Annotated in this window: 23 protein-coding genes; 13 read left to right on the top strand and 10 right to left on the bottom strand. The window is 55.7% G+C overall.

What is annotated here, in order from left to right; all coding sequences use genetic code 11:
- The first annotated feature begins 11 nt into the window (after positions 1-11).
- Positions 12-959, top strand: a complete 948-nt coding sequence (locus tag KBY57_RS04105) for a glycosyltransferase family 2 protein (RefSeq protein WP_254994590.1) — start codon at positions 12-14, stop codon at positions 957-959.
- Between the two features lie 96 nt (positions 960-1,055).
- Entirely contained in the window at positions 1,056-3,143 is a 2,088-nt protein-coding gene (locus KBY57_RS04110) for a glycoside hydrolase family 99-like domain-containing protein (RefSeq protein WP_254994591.1), read from the top strand.
- On the opposite strand, the gene KBY57_RS04115 is transcribed toward KBY57_RS04110, so the two are convergent.
- Positions 3,098-6,049: a glycosyltransferase gene (locus KBY57_RS04115; RefSeq protein WP_254994592.1), complete on the bottom strand. Its 2,952-nt coding sequence runs from the start codon at positions 6,047-6,049 to the stop codon at positions 3,098-3,100. The two genes, KBY57_RS04110 and KBY57_RS04115, sit on opposite strands and share 46 nt — an antisense overlap.
- A 117-nt stretch (positions 6,050-6,166) precedes the next feature.
- On the opposite strand from KBY57_RS04115, the gene KBY57_RS04120 reads away from it, so the two are divergent.
- Positions 6,167-7,168, top strand: a complete 1,002-nt coding sequence (locus KBY57_RS04120) for an SIS domain-containing protein (RefSeq protein WP_254994593.1) — start codon at positions 6,167-6,169, stop codon at positions 7,166-7,168.
- Between the two features lie 31 nt (positions 7,169-7,199).
- Here the strand turns inward: KBY57_RS04120 and KBY57_RS04125 are convergent, their stop codons facing one another.
- Genes KBY57_RS04125 through KBY57_RS04135 form a run of 3 tightly spaced genes read right to left on the bottom strand, consistent with a single transcriptional unit; the run spans position 7,200 to position 9,576 of the window.
- The gene (locus KBY57_RS04125) at positions 7,200-8,099 is read right to left on the bottom strand and encodes a hypothetical protein (RefSeq protein ID WP_254994594.1); all 900 of its coding nucleotides are present in this window, start codon (positions 8,097-8,099) and stop codon (positions 7,200-7,202) included.
- A complete protein-coding gene (gene kdsB, locus KBY57_RS04130; RefSeq protein ID WP_254994595.1) occupies positions 8,096-8,878 on the bottom strand; it encodes a 3-deoxy-manno-octulosonate cytidylyltransferase in 783 nt (260 codons plus the stop codon). Before kdsB ends, KBY57_RS04125 begins: the two co-directional genes overlap by 4 nt.
- Positions 8,878-9,576 carry a hypothetical protein gene (locus tag KBY57_RS04135; protein ID WP_254994596.1) on the bottom strand — a complete coding sequence of 233 codons (699 nt, stop codon included), beginning with the start codon at positions 9,574-9,576 and terminating at the stop codon, positions 8,878-8,880. The genes kdsB and KBY57_RS04135 overlap by 1 nt, the downstream gene beginning before the upstream one ends.
- Before the next feature lie 138 nt (positions 9,577-9,714).
- Between KBY57_RS04135 and KBY57_RS04140 the strand changes: the two genes are divergently transcribed.
- Positions 9,715-10,008 (top strand): hypothetical protein, encoded by a 294-nt coding sequence (locus KBY57_RS04140; protein WP_254994597.1) that lies wholly within the window; start codon positions 9,715-9,717, stop codon positions 10,006-10,008.
- A complete protein-coding gene (locus KBY57_RS04145; RefSeq protein ID WP_254994598.1) occupies positions 10,009-10,428 on the top strand; it encodes a type II toxin-antitoxin system VapC family toxin in 420 nt (139 codons plus the stop codon).
- Positions 10,429-10,455: 27 nt separating this feature from the next.
- Here KBY57_RS04145 and KBY57_RS04150 read toward each other — a convergent pair whose 3' ends face one another.
- Together KBY57_RS04150 and KBY57_RS04155 are read right to left on the bottom strand one after the other, a co-directional pair.
- Entirely contained in the window at positions 10,456-10,881 is a 426-nt protein-coding gene (locus tag KBY57_RS04150) for a putative toxin-antitoxin system toxin component, PIN family (RefSeq protein WP_254994599.1), read from the bottom strand.
- Entirely contained in the window at positions 10,878-11,159 is a 282-nt protein-coding gene (locus KBY57_RS04155) for an AbrB/MazE/SpoVT family DNA-binding domain-containing protein (RefSeq protein ID WP_254994600.1), read from the bottom strand. Before KBY57_RS04155 ends, KBY57_RS04150 begins: the two co-directional genes overlap by 4 nt.
- A gap of 49 nt (positions 11,160-11,208) precedes the next feature.
- Here KBY57_RS04155 and kdsA point away from each other — a divergent pair, with 49 nt between their 5' ends.
- Positions 11,209-12,030 carry a 3-deoxy-8-phosphooctulonate synthase gene (kdsA, locus tag KBY57_RS04160; RefSeq protein WP_254994601.1) on the top strand — a complete coding sequence of 274 codons (822 nt, stop codon included), beginning with the start codon at positions 11,209-11,211 and terminating at the stop codon, positions 12,028-12,030.
- Positions 12,031-12,044: 14 nt separating this feature from the next.
- Here the strand turns inward: kdsA and KBY57_RS04165 are convergent, their stop codons facing one another.
- Positions 12,045-12,440 (bottom strand): DUF3368 domain-containing protein, encoded by a 396-nt coding sequence (locus KBY57_RS04165; RefSeq protein ID WP_254994602.1) that lies wholly within the window; start codon positions 12,438-12,440, stop codon positions 12,045-12,047.
- Between the two features lie 59 nt (positions 12,441-12,499).
- A complete protein-coding gene (locus KBY57_RS04170) occupies positions 12,500-12,862 on the bottom strand; it encodes a UPF0175 family protein (protein WP_254994603.1) in 363 nt (120 codons plus the stop codon).
- Between the two features lie 103 nt (positions 12,863-12,965).
- Between KBY57_RS04170 and KBY57_RS04175 the strand changes: the two genes are divergently transcribed.
- Positions 12,966-14,186, top strand: a complete 1,221-nt coding sequence (locus KBY57_RS04175) for an HlyD family efflux transporter periplasmic adaptor subunit (protein ID WP_254994604.1) — start codon at positions 12,966-12,968, stop codon at positions 14,184-14,186.
- Between the two features lie 20 nt (positions 14,187-14,206).
- On the opposite strand, the gene KBY57_RS04180 is transcribed toward KBY57_RS04175, so the two are convergent.
- Complete coding sequence (locus KBY57_RS04180) at positions 14,207-14,911, bottom strand: class I SAM-dependent methyltransferase (RefSeq protein ID WP_254994605.1); 705 nt, start codon at positions 14,909-14,911, stop codon at positions 14,207-14,209.
- A gap of 211 nt (positions 14,912-15,122) precedes the next feature.
- Here KBY57_RS04180 and KBY57_RS04185 point away from each other — a divergent pair, with 211 nt between their 5' ends.
- From KBY57_RS04185 to rffA, 6 genes are read left to right on the top strand one after another with little or no spacing between them, the layout of a single operon-like run.
- Positions 15,123-16,577, top strand: a complete 1,455-nt coding sequence (locus KBY57_RS04185) for a hypothetical protein (protein ID WP_254994606.1) — start codon at positions 15,123-15,125, stop codon at positions 16,575-16,577.
- Entirely contained in the window at positions 16,574-17,260 is a 687-nt protein-coding gene (locus KBY57_RS04190) for a WbqC family protein (protein ID WP_254994607.1), read from the top strand. The genes KBY57_RS04185 and KBY57_RS04190 overlap by 4 nt, the downstream gene beginning before the upstream one ends.
- Positions 17,247-18,095, top strand: a complete 849-nt coding sequence (locus tag KBY57_RS04195) for a class I SAM-dependent methyltransferase (RefSeq protein ID WP_254994608.1) — start codon at positions 17,247-17,249, stop codon at positions 18,093-18,095. Before KBY57_RS04190 ends, KBY57_RS04195 begins: the two co-directional genes overlap by 14 nt.
- A complete protein-coding gene (locus KBY57_RS14355) occupies positions 18,096-18,866 on the top strand; it encodes a phytanoyl-CoA dioxygenase family protein (protein ID WP_409996397.1) in 771 nt (256 codons plus the stop codon).
- Between the two features lie 15 nt (positions 18,867-18,881).
- Positions 18,882-19,559, top strand: coding sequence for a hypothetical protein (locus KBY57_RS04200; RefSeq protein WP_254994609.1), 678 nt, complete (start codon positions 18,882-18,884; stop codon positions 19,557-19,559).
- Positions 19,560-19,570: 11 nt separating this feature from the next.
- Positions 19,571-20,698, top strand: a complete 1,128-nt coding sequence (rffA, locus tag KBY57_RS04205; protein ID WP_254994610.1) for a dTDP-4-amino-4,6-dideoxygalactose transaminase — start codon at positions 19,571-19,573, stop codon at positions 20,696-20,698.
- Between the two features lie 13 nt (positions 20,699-20,711).
- Here rffA and KBY57_RS04210 read toward each other — a convergent pair whose 3' ends face one another.
- Positions 20,712-21,605 (bottom strand): class I SAM-dependent methyltransferase, encoded by an 894-nt coding sequence (locus tag KBY57_RS04210; RefSeq protein ID WP_254994611.1) that lies wholly within the window; start codon positions 21,603-21,605, stop codon positions 20,712-20,714.
- Between the last annotated feature and the right edge of the window lie 144 nt (positions 21,606-21,749).

Below are 21,749 nucleotides of genomic sequence, written 5' to 3' on the forward strand. Positions count from 1 at the left end.
CACTCATTGAGGTGATCTTGCCCACTTACAACGGTGCGCCTTACTTGGAGGCTCAGCTGGCGTCCATTCATGCGCAGACGTTGCGGCCGCTTCGTGTGCTGCTGCGCGATGACGGCTCCAGTGATGGAACCGCCTTTTTGATTCTTGCACTGCAAGACTATTATGGCGCATGGCTTCAGGTGTTGCCAGCCGACGGCAACGTTGGTTGTAGCGCCAATGTGAATCGTCTGCTGCAGGCCACCACGGCTCCCTACGTGGCCCTGGCTGATCAAGATGATCTCTGGTTGCCCCAGAAGCTGGAGCAGTCGATGGCTTTGATGCAACGGCTGGAGCTATGTCATGGGTCGGCCACTCCGCTGTTGCTGCACAGCGACCTGGAGCTTGTGGATGCCCAGTCTCGGCCGCTGGGCTGCCTTTATCTGCGGCGTCAATGCCTTAATCCGCAGCGCATCGCTCCAGTTGATCTGGCTTTCACCAATGTCGTGACTGGTTGTACGGCACTGCTGAATCGCGCCTTGTTGCAAAAAGCTCTGCCAATCCCAGCAGAGTCGCTGATGCACGATTGGTGGCTGGCCTTGGTGGCCAGTGTTTTCGGGGAGATTGCCCTTGTGAAGGCCCCCGGGGTGCTTTACCGCCAGCATGGTGGCAATGTGCTCGGAGCAGAGGGGCTTGGGCTCAGCTATTGGTGTCAACGCCTCCAATGCCTGCTGCAGAATCCGGCTGCTGGTGGTCGTTTGCGCGAGGTCTTGCGCCAAGCAGAGTTGTTTCAGGAGCGCTACGGGAAGCCGCTTTCGGCCCTGCCACCGTTGTTGCAGCTGCCACGCAGGCGCCGTTGGCTGGCGTTGTTGCTGCTGCCTGCCGAGCAGCGGCCCCAGAAGCATGGGCCTTTGCGTACGATTGGGCTTTATTGGCTGCTGGCATGCATGCCACGAGAAGCATCCGCCATCAACGCGAATTGACTCGGGGGTGGCAGGTGTTCTCGGTTGTAATATATACAGTCACTCGCGGTCAGCTGACTGGGTGCGAACAAGGCATTAAAATGCTGTGAATTCTCGATGAACTTTGTACCCAGGTTTCGTCGCAGCCAGATTTTGAATGATATCAAGAGGGTATTTGCCCGCGTCCGCAGTCTGCCTGCTCGATCTGTAGCGTGGAGCCTTCGGTTGGTGGGTCGTTCCCGAGTTGCTTTGCCTGCAACCGATCCATGGTCGGAAATTAGAGATCAATACTTTGAAGATCCGCTGCCCATCGATTTGCAAGGTAGATCGCCTGGCAATGTGCAAATCATTGCCTTTTTTCTGCCTCAGTTTCATCGCGATGAGGTGAATGAAAATGCCTGGGGACGAGGCTTTACGGAGTGGCGCAATGTTACTAAGGCTCTTCCATTATTCCGAGATCATCGGCAGCCAAAGCTTCCTGCTGATCTTGGTTTTTATGATCTTACGATGGTAGAAGCCTGGATCGAACAGGCACGGCTTACCTCCCAATACGGGATTCAGGGATTTGCTCTATACCATTACTGGTTCCCCGGCGCACGGCCTCTGGAGGCATCCATCAAGACCCTTCTTGACCACCCAGACATTCCTTTGTCTTTTTGCCTTTGCTGGGCCAATGAAAGTTGGACAAGGCGTTGGGATGGTGGCAATGAAGAGGTCATTCTCAGGCAGGACTACGAAGGTAGCTCTCCTGAAGATCTTGCTGGCTACCTGCTGCCTTTTATGTTGGACAAACGCTATATCTGTGAAGACGGAAAACCCATTTACTTAATTTATCGCGCTGATGAGTTGCCTTCTCCAGCTGATTTTCTTGGTCGGTTGCGGGATCGGCTTCGTTCTCATGGCATTGAGCTGTGCTTAGGCCGCGTGCTGAGTTTTCGCGCAAATCCCCAGGATAGTTTGTCGCCTCTCTTTGATTTTGCCGTTCAGTTTCCTGTTCATGGCACCCATGGCCAGCACGAGTCGTGCCTGGCAATGTTGCCACCTCGAGAGATCAGTGATCCTTTAGGGCTTGCCAGCACCCATGTGCTTGATTATCAGAGATGGTCGCTGGTGCAAGCACGTTGTTATCAAGGTCTGCTCGCCGATTCTCAGGACGGAATTCCTGTTTTTCCGGCCGTGATGCCAGATTTTGATAATACAGCGCGTCGCGGTAATCGTGGTGGCTCTCTTTTCCTTCATGCTTCCGGCATGCACTTCCATAAGTGGGTGGTTGATGTGCTCCACATGGTTCGCCGCATCAATTTTGTTGGGCAGCGCCAGTATATACGCCGCCCATATTTATTTATTACCAGCTGGAATGAGTGGGCCGAGGGCAGCTTTATGGAGCCTAGCCTCCATCGCGGCTACCATTATTTAAACTCGCTCTACCGTGCATGTGTGGCCGCAGATCCCGAGCGCGAGGAGATGATTAGAGCGTCGAGATTGGGATTTAAACAAAAGCATCTGGATGCTCTTATTTATCATCTCTATTATCCTGAGGCGACACCCGAAGTGGCCGTGAGTTTAAAAAAGCTCTCCAATTCCTATGATGTATTTATTAGCGTTTCGCCGCTAATTTCGTCTATTCATTTGCGCCAGATTGCCTCAGCCTGCTCAGGTGGTGGGGCTCTGGTTATTTCACAATTTGAGAATTGCGGCTATGACATCTATCCATTTTTTGCATATATTTGTGATTCAAGTCTTGATTTACTTCATCGCTACCGTTGGATTTTGAAGTTGCACGCAAAGCGATCCAGCCATCGTGCTGATGGCAGCCAATGGTCGCATGCCCTGCATTGTGAGCTCTCAAGCATCAATCCTGGGCAGCTCGCTGCCGATGTTGGCTTGGTCGCTTCAGAAATGTCGATGTTGCGGGTGGCGGACTACATAGGTAGCAATGCCCCGGAGCTTCAAGTTTTGCTTGACATTCTGTCTCTATCCTCTGGCGATCTGAATCTCAGTTATTTTCCGGCTGGTTCAATGTATTTAATACGTGCAGACTGCCTTGCTTATTTTGAAAAAGAACTGCCGCGTGTTCTTGGGCTGTTAAAAGATAAGGCTGGTTACCAAATTGACGGATCTTATGCCCACGCGATTGAACGTTGTATTCAGATGATGGTTTATCGGTCTGGATTCTTCATGTGCTCGTCCGGATCTTTGCTCTGAGCACGCGCAGCTTCCGCCTCCATCGCCCCCGGCAGCTCGAGCCAGGGATGGCGTTGCTGAAGCAAGCGGCTGAGAGGCCGTTGGCTTCGAGCCGTTGCATTGGCTGTCATGGATGCATCATGCACGGTGTATACCGCTAGAGGTTGCGGGCAGAGCACGCCGTGCATGCCGGCGTCCATCAGCTTGCACCAAAAGTCGTAATCTTCCCAGCCGCCAGGGATATGGGTGTAGCCACCCACCTCTTGCCAGGCAGCTCGCCGTATCAGGGCCATGGCATCCACATAGTTTCCGGCGCGAAAACACTGCTGCTGCCAGCTGTAGGTGCTGAGCAACGCTTCGGGGAGGCTCACACTCTCTTGACTGGATTGGGGCTTGTTAGCGGTTGCCAGCGGATCGCTGGCTAGGTGGATCAGTGGATGGACAACGGCTGTGCTTGTTGGTGCCGCCTCGGCGATGGCAAGGCAGCGCTCGACAGCGTTGGGCAACAGCTGGTTGTCGGCATCGAGCACGAAGCACCAAGGAGCCATTGCGGCGCGAAAGGCGGTGTTGCGGGCCGCGGCGAGTCCGCCGTTGTGGGCGTGCTGCAGCAGCTGGACGCGAGCAAAGCGTTGGCCGTGCTGTTTCAGCCAGGCCACTACCACCGCAGCGCCCTCGTCCTCGGAGGCATCGTCGACAACGATCAGCTCCAGGGCGCGCAGGGTTTGGCGTCGAGCGCTCTCCAGGGCGGCGGTGATGCGGCTGGCGTAGTTGTGCAAGCTCACGCAAACGGAAGCCGCTGGTGTGCCGTGTTGGTGCTGCCATAGGCAGACATGCTCCGGATCTGGCGTGATGCATGCTGAAGCCGGGGGACAGCCTTGCCGGCGCCAGGTGAGCTCGGCTTGCAGCTCGGCAGGTGTGATTTCGAAATGAAAACGCTGGACAGGCAGCCAGCCCGGAGGCTTCGGATTAGGACTAGCCAGTGCGGCAAAGCCATCGAAGGCCGGTGTGTTGTTTGGTGGGCCTAGCTCAACCAATTGGATCCCCTCCAGTTGGCAGCTTTGGAGCCAGGCCGCCAGCGCTCGGGCCTGGCCTACTGAGGGTGTTTGGAGCGCGTGGAAGCTGGGCAAACACCAGCAAGTTTCATCTAGCAGGCGCTCCCAGAGGGGGCCGGCGCTTCCCAGGCAAAGGACCGCTGGTTGTGTTGCCAAGGCTTTGGGGGCCGGGAGTCCGAGGCTGGTGCTTGCCCGGGTAGCAGCGTTCTCATCAAGGGGCCTCTGGATGGGATCTGCGGTGCTGATGAGATGAGCGTTCACCCCGAGACGGCGGAGCAGTAGCACCCGCTTGGTATCTGGGTCGACTACGTAGGCCTGGGTCAAGTTGAGCAGCAGACCCTCCAGGTTGGTCTGCTCCACGGGTTGGAGGTGCAACACCACGGTGGCTGATTGGTGTTGGCTTGCTGTTGCCGGGGTGGGTAGACCTTCGAACCACTGGATGGGTTCACTGGTGAGTACTAAGGGAAGGTGCTGCAGCAGAGCGTGGCTCTGCCAGTGGTGCCAACTGCCGCCCAGGATGGCCGCGGACCACGGGGATGCCCCCTCCTGTACCGCTTGGGGATGGTCGCTAGCCAGGGCGCCGGTCGGAAGTGCGGCGATGGCGCGGAGGTCGTTGCTGCTGATCTGGCCACGGGATACCCAGCTGCCGAGCAGGGCAATGGCTGCTTCTGGCTGGCTTTGGTGGGCGCTCAAGGTCAGGGCTTCTGCTGCGGGCCCCCAGGGGTGCACATGGGTGGGGGGATCGCCACTCAGGGCCGAGGCTGCCTGCTCGCAAGCCTGGCGGAAGTAATTCGGATCAAACAGAGGGTGGGGTGGGGTGCTGGCTCGCCAGCCCGCCTGCTTGTAGTGGTGCAGTAGGGCTGCGCGGCTGCAAGCGGCCAGGCCCGGCCATTGGCCGCGATAAAAGTCCTCGTCAAACCAGGCACCTGGATCCCAGGAGCTGCTGGAGGCTTGTTGGGCACGTAGGTGCCAGAGCAAAGCCCGTATTCGCGCTTTGAGCCCATGAATTGTTTGCGTTAACACGGGCTGAATTGCTTTCGGTGGCTTGCTGGCCAACCGCTTGGCCCGGCGCAGATCCCCACGGCTCAAGGCCTGATGCAGTTTCAGGGTGCGGGGGGCCAGGCATTGGGCTGGAGCGTGGGTGTCGCTACGGCGGTGCTGGGGTTTGATTTGGCTCAGGCATCGCTCCAGCACGGCGGGATCGGCGGCGGCTACCTTTAAGTCGCAGAACTGCAAAAGCTGGCGCAGTTGGTCGGACGGTCCAGATCCAGGGCTGAACCAGCGGCTGTAGCTCACCACCTGCAGCGGGAGGCCGGCGGCCCCCACCAGCACGGTTTGGTTGTGATGCCACCAGAGCAGTTCCGCCCGCTCGGCAGTCATGCCAGCGGCTTCGGCATCGCGCGCACAAAGGGAACTCACCACTTCGGCCGGATCCCGTACCGCCAGCACCAGGCGCAGCGGGATGGCGAGCGCCTGGCACGCCTGCTGCCAGAGGGGCAGGAGCAGCGAGCTGCGTGGATCCTTGATCGACCATGGCCCTGACTGTTGTTGACTCTCGGCAGCCAGCAGCCGACGCAATTGCGCAGCGGTCGTCTGCGTTTCGGGTCGTTGCAACCAGTCGTTTGGAAGGGGCAGCATGCCCTTTGCACCGGGCCACCAGCGATCCAGATCAATCAGCAGCTGTTCCTGCAGATCGGTGATGTCGGCCCGCTCGAAATAGCCTTCAGGGTTGTGCTGATCGCCAGCGATCAGGGGGCCCGGTAGGGCGACGCCGGCCGCGTGCAGCAGGTTGCCCAGCAGTGATGTGCCGCTGCGGTGCATGCCCACCAGTAGAAGCAAAGGAGGTTTAGGAGTATTTCCGGTTGTGGCGTTCACGGCCTAACAGTGCCTTCACGCCGAGCTTGACAGGGCTGAGCTGGGGTGCGCGCTATGCCCATCCATACCCACATCATTGATGCCGATACAGTTACTTTTTAGCTGTCTCGCCACGAAATGTCGGCCCTGACGCGTTGTTTGCAAGAGGAAGCCGCGGCGATTGCGGCAGCGGCCGGGCGGCTGCCGGCGGATCAGGTGGAGGCGGCGCTGGAGCAATTGGAGGCCTGTGCTGCCCGGCGGGCCAAGCTGGTGATCAGCGGGGTGGGCAAAAGCGGGATTGTGGCCCGCAAGATCGCTGCCACCTTCTCTTCGATCGGCCTGATGGCGATCTACCTCAATCCGCTCGACGCCCTGCACGGCGATCTGGGGGTGGTGGCTGCCGACGACCTGGTGCTGTTGCTCTCCAACAGCGGTGAAACCGAGGAGCTGCTGGCGATCCTGCCCCATCTCATACGCCGAGGTACCCCCTGCATGGCCTTGGTGGGCCGCACCGCTTCCAGCCTGGCCCGCGGCTGCGCTGTGGTGCTCGATGGCTCGGTGGATCGGGAGGTGTGCCCGCTCAACCTGGCCCCCACCGCCAGCACGGCGGTGGCGATGGCGATCGGTGATGCCCTGGCGGCGGTGTGGATGGAGCGGCGCGGCATCTCCCCGGAAGATTTCGCCCTCAACCACCCGGCTGGTTCGCTGGGCAAGCAGCTCACCCTCACGGCCGCTGATCTGATGGTGCCGGTGAGCCGGTTGGCGCCGTTGCCGCCCCAGGCCACCTTGCCGGAGGTGATCGCCCACCTCACCACCGATGGAGTGGGGGCCAGCTGGGTGGCCAGCCACGTCGCTGGCGAGGAGGCCCAGTTGGCCGGCTTGATCACCGACGGCGACCTGCGCCGTGCTCTGCAGGCCCACGGACCGGAACAGTGGAGCCAGCTGCGGGCGGCCGATCTGATGACGCGCGACCCGATCACGGTGCTGGGCTCCACCCTGGCGATCGAGGCGCTGGAGCAGATGGAGCGCAACCGGCGCAAGGCAATCGGCGTGCTGCCGGTGCTTGATGCCAGCGGCGCGGTGGCGGGCCTGCTGCGTCTGCACGATCTGGTGCAGGCAGGACTTGCTCCAAGCGGCTAGGTGGTTTTGTGTTTGGGTTACAAAACTTGTGTCATGAACGTTGCGTGGCCTTAATGCTGTCCCACTGCTGCTGGGCGGCCAGCAGGTTTTGGCGGCCATCCCGCTGCCAGAGCTCCAGGGTGAGCTCCCTGCTGGGCCGGTGATAGGCCTCCACGTGCTCGGGGTGGAGGCTGGAATCGGTCGCTTCCAGGCACCAGTGGGGATAGGTGGCCACCTGGCAGCTGCCGGCTGGCAGGGCGCCGTAGAGCCATTTGTCGGCAACGGGCCGGATCTGCCAGGGGTGGTTGAGCGGGTGCCAGTCGGCTGCGTTCTTGGCGCAGAGCCGATCCAGGGGACCCACCAGATGGGGAATCGCTCGCCGGTGCAGCAGCACGGCGCCATTGCCATGGCTGCGCACCTGTTCTTTGGGCACGGCCAGGCAGCGGCCGCCGCTGCTGAGCCAGCGCTGGTGCAACTCTTTGCGCGCGCTGCTGCTGATCGGTGCCAGCTGAATGGCCAGGGTGTGGGGTGGGCAACTGGCGATCAGCTCGGGGAGGGAATGGGCCCAGCCAGCGGGGGCGGCCAGGCTGGCGCCGAGGTCGTCTTCCATCAGCAGCCACCAACCTGAGGCGCTTGGGGTGGCCGCGGCCCGCAGCACCAGCCGCTTCCAGCTGGCCAGGCAGGCCAGTTCCGCCCGGCTGGTGCGGCGCCAGGGCTTGTGTTCCTGCAGGCGTTTCAGGCCGGGCAGGGCTGTGCCGGCGCGCAGTGGGTTGGGCCAGGGCAGCAGCCGCTGGCGCTGATCCTGGCCATCCACGGCAGCCAGACGCTGGGCTTGCCAGCCCCCCTGCTGGATGGCCCAGGCCATGCGGGCGCGGCGCTGGGGGGCGCGATCGAGGTTGATCCACAGCAGCGGAATGCTCTGGGCGTCCGCGCTGCTCGCCTCGCCGATCACGGCGCCAGGCCAGCAGCGACGGCGCGGGCCTGCTCCAGCTGCTCGGCGGTGTCCACCGACAGCGACTCGCCGTCCACCGGGAAGCTGCCGATGCCAATGCCGGCCTCAATCAGGCGCAGCTGCTCCAGCTTCTCGGTGTGCTCCAGGGGCGAGTGGGGCAGGGCATGCCAGCGCTGCAGCACATCGGCGCGGTAGCCGTAGAGGCCCACGTGGCCCCAATAGGTGGTGTGGGCGGGCCAGTGCTCCGGGTCGACGCCGCGCACGTGGGGGAGGGCGGAGCGGGAGAAGTAGAGGGCGCGGCCATCGGCGGCCAGCAGGGTTTTCACCACGTTGGGGTTGTGCACCTTCTCGGCTCCCATCCGGTAGACGGGGGTGAGCACCTCCGGGGTGGGGCTGCGGCGGCTGAATTCGGCCGCCATCGCATCGATCACCGCCGGATCAATGAAGGGCTGATCGCCCTGCACGTTGATGATCAGGGTGCCCTCGGGGTCGCCGCCGCCGGCGCGGGTCACCAGCTGCTCGGCTACCGAGGCGATGCGCTCGCTGCCCGATTCACACGCCGGGCTGGTGAGTAGGGCCTCAACGCCCCATTGCCTGGCGAGCTCAACTAGCTCCTGGCTGTCGGTGCAGAGCACCACCGCAGCCGGGGCTGTAGCGGCGCTGCAGCCCTCCAGCACCCGCTGCAGCATCGGCTTGCCGCCGATGTCGGCGAGCACCTTGCCGGGCAGGCGGCTCGATTCCAGCCGTGCCGGCACGGCCACCACACAGGGCAGGCTCATCAATCCCAGAGGCGAAAGGCGTCGTCGCGGGCGGCGAACCACTCGGCCGCCAGGCCCTCGCCCATGGTGCGCTGCTCGCGAAACCAGGGGCCGCCCAGGGTCCAGTGCAGCAGCGAAGCGTCCTCGGCCTTGGCGTGGTCCTGCACCGCCACCAGGTGATTCCAGCCCTCCGGCAGGGCGCCGATTTCGTGATCGCCCTCGAGCCAGTGGAAGCGGTGCAGCTCCAGCCCCGAGGCCGTGTTCACAAACTCCGGGGTGAGGGCGGTGCAGCGGCTGCAGTTGAGCAGCATCAGCGAACTCCAGTTTTTCTTGGGGTAGGCGCTCTGCACCTCCCCGAGAAACTTCACCGTTTCGCTGGGCACGTGCTCGTGCTGCACGCACATCACCGCCATCTGCTCGTCGCGCAGGGCCCAGAGCGCGGCGATATCACCGCGGGCGAGCATGTCGCAGTCCATGAAGATGGCCCAGCCCTGGTAGCCCATCAGGTGGGGCACCAGGAAGCGGCTGAAGGAGAAGGCGGTGCTCTGCTTGGGGTCGCGGGCGCGCCAGTAGAGCCCCTGGGCTTCCAGCTGAGGCGTGACCAGCGGGGTGATCGCCAATGGGGCGCTGCTGTGCTGATAGAGGCTGTCGATCAGCACATTGGTGGCGGCCCGCTCACGCGGGTCGACGCCGATGAAAACGGTGATGGGCGCGCTCATGGCGGTGAGCGTAGATGTCCCCTTGGACCGGCTCCACCATGGAGGTGGATTCATTGCTGGGCAAGTAGCTGGGCTGGGCAAGCTAGCCGGCCGTATGGTTTTCAGTACTAAAGTCTGAGAAACGTTGGGCGTGTCGCCATGACAGACCCGAACCTCCTGGCCAATGTGCTCACCTCTGCCGAGCTCAAGCGTCGGGGCATCGTGGCGATCGAGCAGGCCCTTCAACGCGGTCCGGTGCACCTGTTGAAACGCAACCAGCCTGCTGCGGTGGTGTTGAGTGAGCAGCACTACCGGCAGCTGCAGCGTCTGGCTGAACAAACTGCCAGGCCCGAAACATCGGCGTTGGAGTGGTTGTTGATGCAACCTCAGGCGCCCCAGCCGCGCAGTCAAGCGACCATTGACGCTGAGCTGGCTGCCGAGCGCGACTGGTGAGTGGCAGCCGTGATTGCTTTTCTCGATGCCAGTGCCCTGATCTACCTGCTTGAGGGTGATGACCCTTGGGCCTCGGCGGTTAAGCATGAGCTAAGGGCCCTTGCCGGACAGCATCCCCAGCTTGAGATCGCCCTGAGCCGCCTCAGCGTTCTGGAATGCCGTGTGGGGCCGCTACGGCGTGGGGATCAGGACAGTTTGGAGCGCTTTGATGGGTTTTTTGCCCGCAGCGATGTGCTGTGGCAGGAGCTCAGCCCTGCGGTGGTGGAGCAGGCCACAACCTTGCGAGCCAACCATGGGCTCCGCACCCCTGATGCGTTGCAGGCGGCCTGTTGCCTGCAACTGGGCCAAAACGCTGTGATGCTCAGTGGCGATGCGGATTTTGAACGCATCGCCGGGCTGAAGCTGCGGCTGATCCGTTGAGCGCAAAGGCGATTGTGAGCCAACGGATCAGCCAAGGCTGTCGAGGAACTTGGCCACCGTTTGAATCAGCAGGCCGCCGCAGCGCTCGGGGGCATTCATCAGCGGGCCGAAATCCCGCAGATCTCCGGTGATCAGCCCATCGGCCTGGCAGGCTTGGGCGGCGCGGTAGATCGGCCAGTCTTTCTCCGGCAGCCCGGCCGGACAAGGCAGATCCAGGTCTGCATCAGGGGGGCGTTCGGCCACCAAGCCCAGCTGGCCCACCAGCGCCTCAAAGCGATCCAGGCAGGCCGGAAACTTACGGGCCAGGTTGCGCCGGGCTTCTTCGATGGCGTAGGCGCTGGAGAGCAGCTGCACCAGCTCGAGCTGTCCCAGCTGGAAAAGCAGCGCCGCCTTGCCCTCGGGGTTGTGGGCGGCTGTGAACAGCACATTGGCGTCGAGGAAGAGGCGCTTCACCTGTGCGGCAGGCGCTCCAGGATGCGCTGGCGCTCATCGGCCGAGAGTTGGTCGGCGCGATCCCAGGCGGCGATCTGGGCTTCGCCGTATACCTCCAGCTCAAACACGGCGGCCGGTTTGAGGCGCAGCTCGCCATCCACCGCCTCCACTATCACGGCGCCACCGGGGGTGATGCCGAGCTGCTTGCGCAGGGCTGAGGGCAGGGTGATCTGGCCGCGGCTCGACACGGTGAGCACGTCCCGTTGAGGGGTGGTTTCGGCTGGCACGGCTTTGTTCACCAGGCCTCTGCTGATAATCTGAATTTCAGCATAACCGCAGCCCCGCCCCATGAGCTTCCGCCTGATCGCCGGCCCCTGCGTGATCGAAAATCGCGATCTGGTGCTGCAGGTGGCCGAGCAGGTGAAAGCGATCACCGATCGCCTCGGCATCCGCTATGTGTTCAAGGCCAGCTTCGACAAGGCCAACCGCAGCTCCGGCAAATCGTTTCGTGGGCCCGGCCCCGAGGAGGGCCTGGCGATCCTGCAGGAGGTAGGGCAGACCTTCGGCCTGCCGGTGCTGACCGACATCCACGAAAGCCACCAGGCCGCCGCCGCCGCCCAGGCGGTGGACGTGCTGCAGATCCCGGCCTTCCTCTGCCGCCAGACCGACCTGCTGGAGGCCGCCGCCCAGGCCGTGGCCGGCACCAGCAAGGTGGTGAATGTGAAAAAGGGGCAATTCCTGGCGCCCTGGGACATGGCCCAGGTGGTGAACAAGCTCACCGAATGCGGGCTGGACCCCGCCAGCGGCCGGCTCTGGCTCACCGAGCGTGGCAGCAGCTTTGGCTACAACACGCTGGTGGTGGATTACCGCGGCATCCCCCAGATGCAGGCCCTGGGTTGCCCGGTGATCTTCGATGCCACCCACGCGGTGCAGCAGCCCGGCGGCCAGGGCACCACCTCGGGTGGCCAGCGGGAATTCGTGGCACCCCTCGCCAGAGCAGCGGTTGCGGTGGGCGTGGATGGCTTGTTCCTGGAGGTGCATCCCAACCCGGACAAAGCCCTCAGCGACGGACCCAACATGGTGCCGCTGCATCGCCTGGAGGCCCTGCTGAGCCAGCTGCTGGCCATCCGCGCAGCGGTGGCCGATGGCCTGGCGGTGAGCACGCTGTGAGCCCCTCTTCTTCGTTAGCCCTCACCGCACCGTGCCAGCACGGTCTGGATCACGGCTGGTGCAATGCGGAAATCGCTGGCATGGAGCTCTGCAAATACGGCCCGCGCCGATGGGATCAGCCCGCTCTTGCGGGCCATGCCGATCACGGCCGCCGTACCAGCAACCTCAACACCCAGCTCGCGCGCCACGCTGCGCCCGGCCCTTTCATCCATCAACACCAGTGATTTGGACGCGCAGATGAGCGCCAGGCGCAAGCTTGTGGCTTCGCCTTCATCGAGGTCGGGCAGAGCTGGCCCTTGGGCAGGGTTTTCAACCAGCTGCAGCCATCCAGCGCTGATCGCCCGCTGAATGGATGCTTCTGTGCTGGGGAACTGGCCAGTGAGCACTTCACCAGCCACAGCTTGGGTCACCAGCGCATGGCCGAATAGAGCTTGCAGCCAGATCAACCCATTCACACGTGCCAGCGCAATCAGTGGGCTGGCGTCGGCGATGACGATTCCAGCCATTGCTCCAGGGTGTCGAGGTCGGCTTCGGTTTCCTCCGCACTGAGGCGGATTGCGGGGATGCCCAGGCGGGACAGGTGGGTGATGAAGCTGGCCACATCCTGTTGGGCCACCCGTGCCGCCCGTACTAGGGACAGCTCGCCGTCACGGAACAGGGCTGTGGCCAGGGCCGCACGAACCCCAGGGGCCTGAAGAACCCCATCTTGATCGAGGCCCATCAAAACGGCATCGGGATGGTCGCGGTTGAGTACTACAACCAGACCCTGCTTGGAGTGGCGCAGGGCTTCAGCGGGGTTGTGCTTGAGGCCGCTAACGCTCACAGCGTGCATGGCCCATGTCTCCTGGGATGATTGGATAGGATTATCTTAGGGGTTGTTCGGCGGCGCGTGAATCTCAAAGGCCGGCGCCTCCAGCCCACGTAAGCTCTCTTCCATGCCCACCCCGCCTGCGCCTCAGCTCAAGCCAGCCGAGCCCAGTGCCAACGGCACCGGGGCGCCTGAGCCCAGTGCGCTGACGCTGAAGCAGAAGCTGGGGGATGCCACCAACAGCTGGCTGGCCAAGAACCGCTCGCTGGTGCTGCGGCAAACGCCGGTGTGGGCCCAGAGCATGGCGGCGATCGTGATCGCCCTGGGCACGATCACGGTGGTGGGTGGCTTTTTGTTCAAGATAGATGAGGTGGTCACGGTGCAGGGGCAGCTGCAGTCGATCGGCGGCAGCATGGAGCTCAAAAACCCGGTGGGCGGCAAGGTGGCCGAGGTGTTTTTCAAAGACGGCCAAACGGTGCGCAAGGGCGAGCTGCTGATCCGCTTTGACACACGCCAGGCGGCTGATGAACAGCGCACCCTCAAGCAGCTGATCGGCCTCGAGGAGCAGAGCCTGCAGTCGCGCCTGGGCACGATCGCCAGCCAGGTGGAAACGCTGGCGGCGCGGCGGCGGGTGCTGGAGCAGAAGCTGGCCACCAAAACCACGATCACCGGCGAGCTGGAGGGGCTGGTGAGCCAAGGGGGCTTCCAGCGGTTGCAGCTGCTGGAGCAGCAAGACCAGGCCTTTGAGCTGAAAAACCAGCTCACTGAGCTAACGGAGCAGCAAGGCCAGCTGCGCCTCCAGGCCGACCAGCTGAAGCTGGATGCCAGCAAGAGCATCAGCCAGATGCGCAACCGCCTGCATCAGGCGGAGCTGCAGCTGCAGTATCAAAACGTAGTGGCCCCCACCGATGGGGTGGTGTTTGATCCGAAGGTGCGCCCGGATGGGGTGGTGGGTGCCGGTGAAACGATGCTGAAGCTGGTGCCGCAGGGCGGGCTGTTTGCGGAGGTGTTTGTGCCCAACAAAGACATCGGCTTTGTAAAAACCGGCCAACAAGCCAAGGTGCGGGTGGATGCCTTCCCCTTCACTCGCTATGGCGAGCTCAAGGGCCGGGTGACCCAGATCGGCGCGGATGCTCTGGAGCCCAGCGAAGTGCAGAACTTTTATCGCTTCCCGGTGAAATTGGAGCTCGATCGCCCTTACCTAGAGAGCCAAGGCACCAGGATTACCCTGCGCAGTGGAATGGCGATCACCACCAATCTCAAGCTGCGGGAGAAGCGGGTGATCAGCTTGATCAGCGATTTGTTGGTGGATCAGACGGATAGTGTGAAGAGTTTGAGGCAGCAATAGGAAACTACGTTTCCTGGTTGCTATTGGCGGCTGAAGCTGATTGACTTTAGTGGTAGCAATAAGCCTGTTACAGAGCGGGTTTCCAAATTCCAGGCGCGGAACAGCTCGCTGGGGAATGGCTCCACAAACGCATGTTGCTGGATCAGACCGGCCCGACGCAGCAAGTCGAGGTTCATGTGGCCCTTCTCATCGCCTTCACAGTCGTCAAGGGCGATCAGCGTGTCGTCCTTGAGGAGCTGGGCCAAGAGCTTTAGGTCGTCTGTCATCAGACGCCCGTCGAGATGGAGCATGTCGAGCTTGGCCTGTTTCGACGCCAAGGCCTGGAACATCTGCGTACTGGACCCTTGCACCACCTGTGCGCCACTTCCCTGTGGGAGCTGAAGGCCAGCGAGGGGCTCCTGGGTACAGGGATGAAGATCACAGGTGACCAAATGGACGGGCTGGCCCGCCAGACCTGCTCCGCAAGCCATGGCTGCGGAGGAGTTGCCGATATAGGTACCTACTTCAGCGATCAGCCTGGGCGAGCGCTTGTGGGATACCAGAAACAGGGTAAGAGCGCTGCCCAGGCCAATGCTGCCCGAGTTGGCGCGCTGGAGGGAGCGGTCCAGCAGACGACCTGCAAACACGGGCAGCAGTTGCTCAAAGCTTGGCCTCAGGTGAGAAGCGTCAAGCAGTAGTTGTCGACCCAAAGCCGCACTGAGGGTGCAGGGGTTAAGGCGCAGCATTCCAGGGCTTAAAGTCTGAGCAGTCATTCGCAAGGAATTCAACAGTTAATTATCGCCAGGGAAAACCTACCATGGGCTGGAGATACCCTTGACATGCGGAAACCAAGGCCAAAACCAGCATTTAAAATCCTCTTCTTCAGAAGAACGACTCTCGATCCTTTCACGCCCCCGTCGCTTTTAAAGCCAATATATAGTAATGAATGAAATTCAGATGCCCAGCCTCGTCCAAAATCGCAGTTCATTCTTAAGCCTAGAAAATCTGAATAAATATGTTTGTGCATTAGAAGATGCTAAATTCCTGGATCAAAAAGAGATTTGCTTAAAACTAAAAGAGATATATATTGACTTTTCTTCTCATCCCTCGAACCTCCTTCAGCACGATCTTAAGGGGCTGATCAACTATTTTTCCGATATAGATCATCTATTTTATAGAAATGTCCTTTCTAAAACTATATCAGAGGAAGATCATTCAGTTTATATAAATTCCATTGGAAACTTTGGGCAGCTGCTTTCTTTGGCGTTACAACAAAATATGAATGGCCTCTGCTTTGATACTGGACATTGCAAAATAGAGAATATTCTATTTATTATTAAGGGGCCATTTGACCTGGCGCATATGTCTTTCCCTAAATCATTCTTTTATGGTTCATCTAAAGAAACACTTGGCTTAGTAAATGTTAAGTTTGCATTTCTTGACGCTAGAGTGCCTAATGAACTGGCACGAATAGCATTTGACCTTAGCTCGGTGACAACTTATGGTAAGTTAATATTACTAAAGAAGTTGATTGCAAAAGAAAGTATAGGAACAATTATATGGCCTTCTGTGGCTCAAAATGTCTCATTATTCCTTGGCAGCCGCTTTGCGAAGCAACAAGTCTTTTGGTCGGCTAGATATAGAAATAAGTTGTTTGATACAGTAGATAAATATTTCTTTGGCGCAAGGCCAAAAAAGCAATGCATTCAATATAATGGTGTATCCTGGAAATATGGCAGATTCTTTGTTGCTGAATGGAAAGGCATGGAAATCCAAAATAGTTCATCGAAGACTAGAGATAGTTTAGATCAGAACTGGATAGGCTTTATACGTAGGAAAAAGTCTCAGGGCTGGATCATTTGCGCTACAATAAGTAGCGAACGAAAAATGCAAGATCCACGATTTCATGAATGCATACTCAGGCTAATTAAATCTAATCCGCACATTTACTATTTTTACACCTCGCGAGAAAAGTCCTGTCCATTACAGTGTTTGCTTCTTTCGAATGGCTATGAAGCAAGGTTTAAGAAAATCAACTGGATGAACACCATGACACCTATCCTCGGCCTCTTTGATTTAATACTTGATAGTTTTCCTGTCGGCGCCAGTCATGCATTATGTTATGCACTCAATGCTGGAACACCTTTTATATCCTTATACTCATGTAATAACCTCCAATCATCTCTGCTTGAGTCGCTAAACCCATTAATTCGTGAGCGACGTATTAACCCTAAGTCAATCGGACTTGTGAGTGACGCCGAAGAATATCTTGATTATTCCAGTAAAATCTTAAAGAAAGACAGTCCTGAATTAATCGACAATCTTCTTAAGGCTCAATTAGAGACAATAGGAAAATGCCTTAATAATCCAACCGGAATGTATCATGACTTTGCAAGTCATATTCTAGCATGATTGTATTCATCTCTCAAAGCAATTACATCCCATGGAGAGGCTTCATTGATATCATTCGTCACGCCGATATATATGTAGTCTATGATTCCATGCAGTACACGAAAAATGATTGGAGAAATAGAAATCTTATAAGAAATAATGGCAAAGCCCACTGGCTGACTATACCGTGCGGCTCATCTATATCTAGACGCATAGATGAAGTATATCCTACGGCCCCAAGCTGGAATGCAAAACACTTTCTTACATTAAAACATTGCTATTCTCAAGCGCCTTACTGGCCTCGCTACGCCGACCAACTCAGTGAAATTTATAGCGGTTTTGAAAATATGTCTCTTTCAGAAATAAATACCAAGCTAATTCAATACATTCTAATGCTTTCAAATGCGCAAACAATTGTCATAAAAGATACGGACATTATTTCAATAGATGAACTTTTGGCACTGGAAAGGTCTGAACGACTAGCTTCTTTATGCAGGCACTTGTCTGCTGATACTTATTTGACAGCACCAGCCGCCAAATCCTATTTGAATGAAGATTGGTTCTTAGCATTTGGTATCAAAGTGGAGTTTTTTCAGTATCCCAGATATTCCCCCTATCTGACTAATGATCTACCATCTCTCCGTGAGTTATCATGGGTTGATCCACTAATGCATACAGGAAGGCTTTTTCATGGACACAATTGAGGCAAATCAAATCATTCATGGCCAGTTAGCGCGCATGGGTGAGTATGACAAGAGCCCTCACTTCTACCCTGAGAATATTGAATTTGTGAAAAGCCTATTCACAAACTTCTTTGATAAGTTACTGTTAGGTCCGCAATCAGTTTTATCAGATTGCCTTGATCTAGGCTGTGGTACAGGCTTTATGTATCATATCCTCCAGTGTCATGATCTTGATAATTATGTTGGTATAGACATAACAGAAGATATGCTAAGTGTATGTAGGCAAAAGTATCCGAAAATTAGCCTAGAGATTGCCAATGCAGAAGATCTGCCATTTTCGGAACATAGCTTCTCAATTGTTACAAGCTACTCTTTTCTGGATCATCTTGATAGTCCTGTTAAAGTAATTGAAGAAGCTTATCGTGTTCTTAAAGAAGGTGGAGTCTTTTACTCTGGCCTGATTCCAAATGCCGAATTTTCATTTAATTTATTAAGCGCTAGCAACTCTTCAGGGCAGTATCTTTGGAATTCTTATGAACATCAGCTGACCAGAGAGATTAAAGCTATGTATAATAATGGCGCAGTATATGCCGAAATGTATGGTTTCGACGCTAATATATTACAACAAGCAGAGCCCCAAAAGACTCAGCACCATGGGCTTATGATAGATGATACTATTAACCAGCTGAAGGAAGTCGGCTTTAAGCGTGTGTTAATCTGCCCCAATTGGTTTTTTGGCCAAGGTCTCTTAAAAACGAATCTCGAACAAATGAAAGTTGTCGATAACTTTCTTAAGAGCCTTGGCCCAGTAAGCCGGGCCCTTTTTAAATACTATGATTTCTTTGCAGTCAAGTAAATGATAGACGTTGCTGTCTTGAAAGAAATAGTCCTGCACAAAGGCTTCTGTGTTATTGAGAATCTCTTTCCGGAAGACGAAGTTTATACGCTGCGTAAATTGCTCGAAAGTGCTGTTGAGCAACATAATCAAAATTTGCGTTCTGACACCGATCGTGACATGGTACACAATTGCCATGAATACTCCCTAAAGTTCATTGAGCCTTATCAACATCCGCTAATCGATGATATGCTCAGCCAGCTACTTGGCTATTCTTATATTATTTATGCATTTCAGTCATCAAGCCTGCCCCCGAATGGATCTAACTATGCCCGCAGGATCCATTGTGACAGTTCTAGAGTAATTGAAAACTATGTCACTAACATAGGTGTAATTATTACTCTCGACGACTATACCAAAGAAAGTGGCCCGATCGAGTTCCTGCCTCAGTCCTTCAAATCTACTTCCAAGCCAACATCGGATATATTTGCCAGCAAATCAGAAAAGATTATTTGCAACGCCGGCTCCTGTATCATTTTTAATGCACGAACCTTCCACCGAGAGGGCATTAATCACTTATCCCGATACAGGCACTCTCTGACTTGTAACTTCTGTAGGTGCTATATGAAACAACGTTTTGATTATGTAAGGATGGCGGAAGCTTCGGGTTCTATATTAAGAATGACTTGTGAGCAGAGAAAACTAATAGGATATAACGTGAGGGTCCCTACGAGCTTGGATGAATTCTTCTTGCCGTCGAATAAGCGTATGTACCTTCCGAATCAAGAGTAACTCAACCCACTTCAGATGCAAATGACAATAAATAAAACACTCGTTATTCATGGCGCCTCAAGACTCGCTGCGATTGCCTATTCATTTATACAGGATCAATACGATCAAGTTTATAGATATATTGATCCGTCATTCCTCCCCGTGCATGAACCTACATCAATAGATGGCAATCAAATAATAATCCCCATAATATCTAGCTTATCTTCTGATTGCCCTGTTGACTATGTATCATCAATAGGCTATAAAAATATGACCGCGAGGAAAATTGCCTTCGAAAATATTGTCGCGAGTAAGCCTGTATCACCTATAAATATTGTGCATCCAAATGCTTTTGTTTCGCCCGATGCAATACTAGGACTGGGTAATATTATATTTCCTGGAGTCATAATAGAGAATGGTGCCTGTATAGGCGATAATAACATTATTTGGTCGAATTCATGCATCTGTCATGATGCAACACTAGGTAGTCATAATTTTATTGCGGCTTCTTCCATCATTGGCGGCTTTTCTCATATGGGTAATTGCGTCTTTTTGGGGTTTGGTAGCATAATAAACGATAAGATTAGTATCGCCAGCAATTCATTTCTTGCCTCGGGTGCCGTGGTCACAAAAAATATTGATACAGAGAAGACGCGAGTTTGCGGTGTTCCTGCGAAGATCATGACCTCCGGCCGTCAGCCGCGTGACTGTTGATCTATTTGATTATGAACATTCCTTTTAATAGTCCATACTGCTGTGGAACTGAGCTCGACTACATACGACAAGCATTTGATAATAAGCAGTTGTCTGGTGATGGTCTGTTTACCAAGGCAGCTTCAGGCATTCTTGAAGAGATATTCAATTCTAAAAGAGCACTGCTTACCCATTCATGTACAGCCGCTCTTGAAATGTGTGCGATCCTATTAGAGTTAAATGAAGGTGACGAGGTTATCATGCCGTCCTTCACATTTGTTTCCACGGCAAACGCATTCATTTCTAGAGGAGCCCTTCCAGTATTTGTTGATATCGATCCTCTAACGCAAAACATTGACATTTACCGTATTGAACAAGCTATTACCAGCCGCACTAAGGCTATTGTAGTCGTTCACTATGCAGGGGTATCTTGCAACCTTGAGCATTTACTCAGTTTGGCTCAAGCTTATCAACTGCCCATCGTTGAAGACGCTGCACAGGCTATCTACTCTAAATACAATAACAAGCCACTCGGCTCCTTTGGGGACCTGGCGACAGTAAGTTTTCACGAAACAAAGAACATCTCCTGCGGCGAAGGTGGCTGCTTATTGATAAATAACCCTAAGTATATTGAGCGGGCTGAAATTATCCGCGAGAAAGGTACCAACCGAAGCCTTTATTTTAGAGGCGAAGTCGATAAATATACTTGGGTTGATGTGGGCTCTTCCTACCTGCCTGGAGAGATAAGTGCTGCGTTTCTCTGTGCACAACTTGACCAGGGCATGCAGATTACTCAGTCAAGGCTCATCAACTGGAGTACTTATGATATGGCTTTTCGGGAGATGATCGGTATCGAAGAAATTCAATTAATGCACATCCCGGAACCCTCCGTGCATAATGCTCATATGTACTATTTTCTCTTTCCGGACATCTGCAAGCGGACTAACTTTATACAATATATGAAAGATCAGTCCATCGGCTGCGTCTTCCACTACGTACCACTCCACTCTTCTCCTGCAGGTGTTAAATATGGAAAGATTTCTGGATCAATGAATAATACAGATCGCGCGGGAAACTGTTTGGTGAGATTGCCAATGGGCCCCGATCTCGATGTTCAGAAAGTTGTGGATGCCGTGCAAAACTATTCTAATTGGCTTTAATGACTGCCAGAGCCTAGGCAGGTGTACCTATATTTTCTGTAATCACTTCGGCAAGAACAAATGCCGCCCGATCCGGATTGAGTCTAATCATATCTGTGATTAGAGACCTAACAATTTCTTGTTGAGAGAAAGTTGCACTAATGCTCTGGTAAGTCAATGATCTTATTTGAGCCGCTTTGAGTGCGATAATCTCCTGGGCTCGTGCTTGTGGGTAGCCCTTATATCTAGAAATAGCCTTTTGTATTAGACTGTGCTGATGTTCAAGTGCTGTTGACAAATAAAACTCCCAGTCGATCGCATTTGGCTCTGGTGAAACTACTCTGAAGAATATACTTGACGCCGCTATGCCTATCGGAACGATAATGCTACTTTCCTCAAGAAGCTCAAAATAAGCGATTAGTTCATTGCTGAACTGATAAGCGTAGTCTTGGAAGGCTATGATGCTATTTCTTGCCAGTCGTGGGAATGCACTTCTGAGTATTGGTAGCATTGTGCTCGCGTCTTTGGGGAGGTCTAAATGCAACAGGCCAATCTCGTGCGGGAGAACAGTTGCGTTAAAGCCATTGTCAACAATCCCTTCGTGAAAACTTATTCTTTCTTGTTGCTCTCGTGTTACGAGTTTGGTGATCTCAATCCAGGCTGTTTTGCCATGGGCATCCTGGAGCAGGTGTTTCTTGTTGCATCTCTCGGCAAATAATATTACATGCTTGTGGAACGCATCTTCATGGCCGACTTCAAAGGCATCGATGCACAATACTTTTTGCTTGCCAAGGGGATATTTCGCGGCCAAGCCTTCCGCTAGGGCAAGTGCAGATGCTCCAAAAAATGCACCGAACTCAACTATGGGAAGGCCATGACTGTTGTATGCCGACTTGAACAGCAGCCTTCTCTCACTCTCCTCTATCATCCCTGGAGCATTAAGTAGGGACTCCTGAAAAAGCCAGATCGCCTGCAGCGCAACTTGTTTCAGCGATCAATACCCGATAAACTGACCTCGATCAGGGCAATTGACGATTGCTACAACTGCTGAGCACTGCAGATGTACCGGAAA

The sequence above is a fragment of the Cyanobium sp. Aljojuca 7D2 genome (genome assembly GCF_024346415.1).
GTDB lineage: Bacteria > Cyanobacteriota > Cyanobacteriia > PCC-6307 > Cyanobiaceae > Cyanobium_A.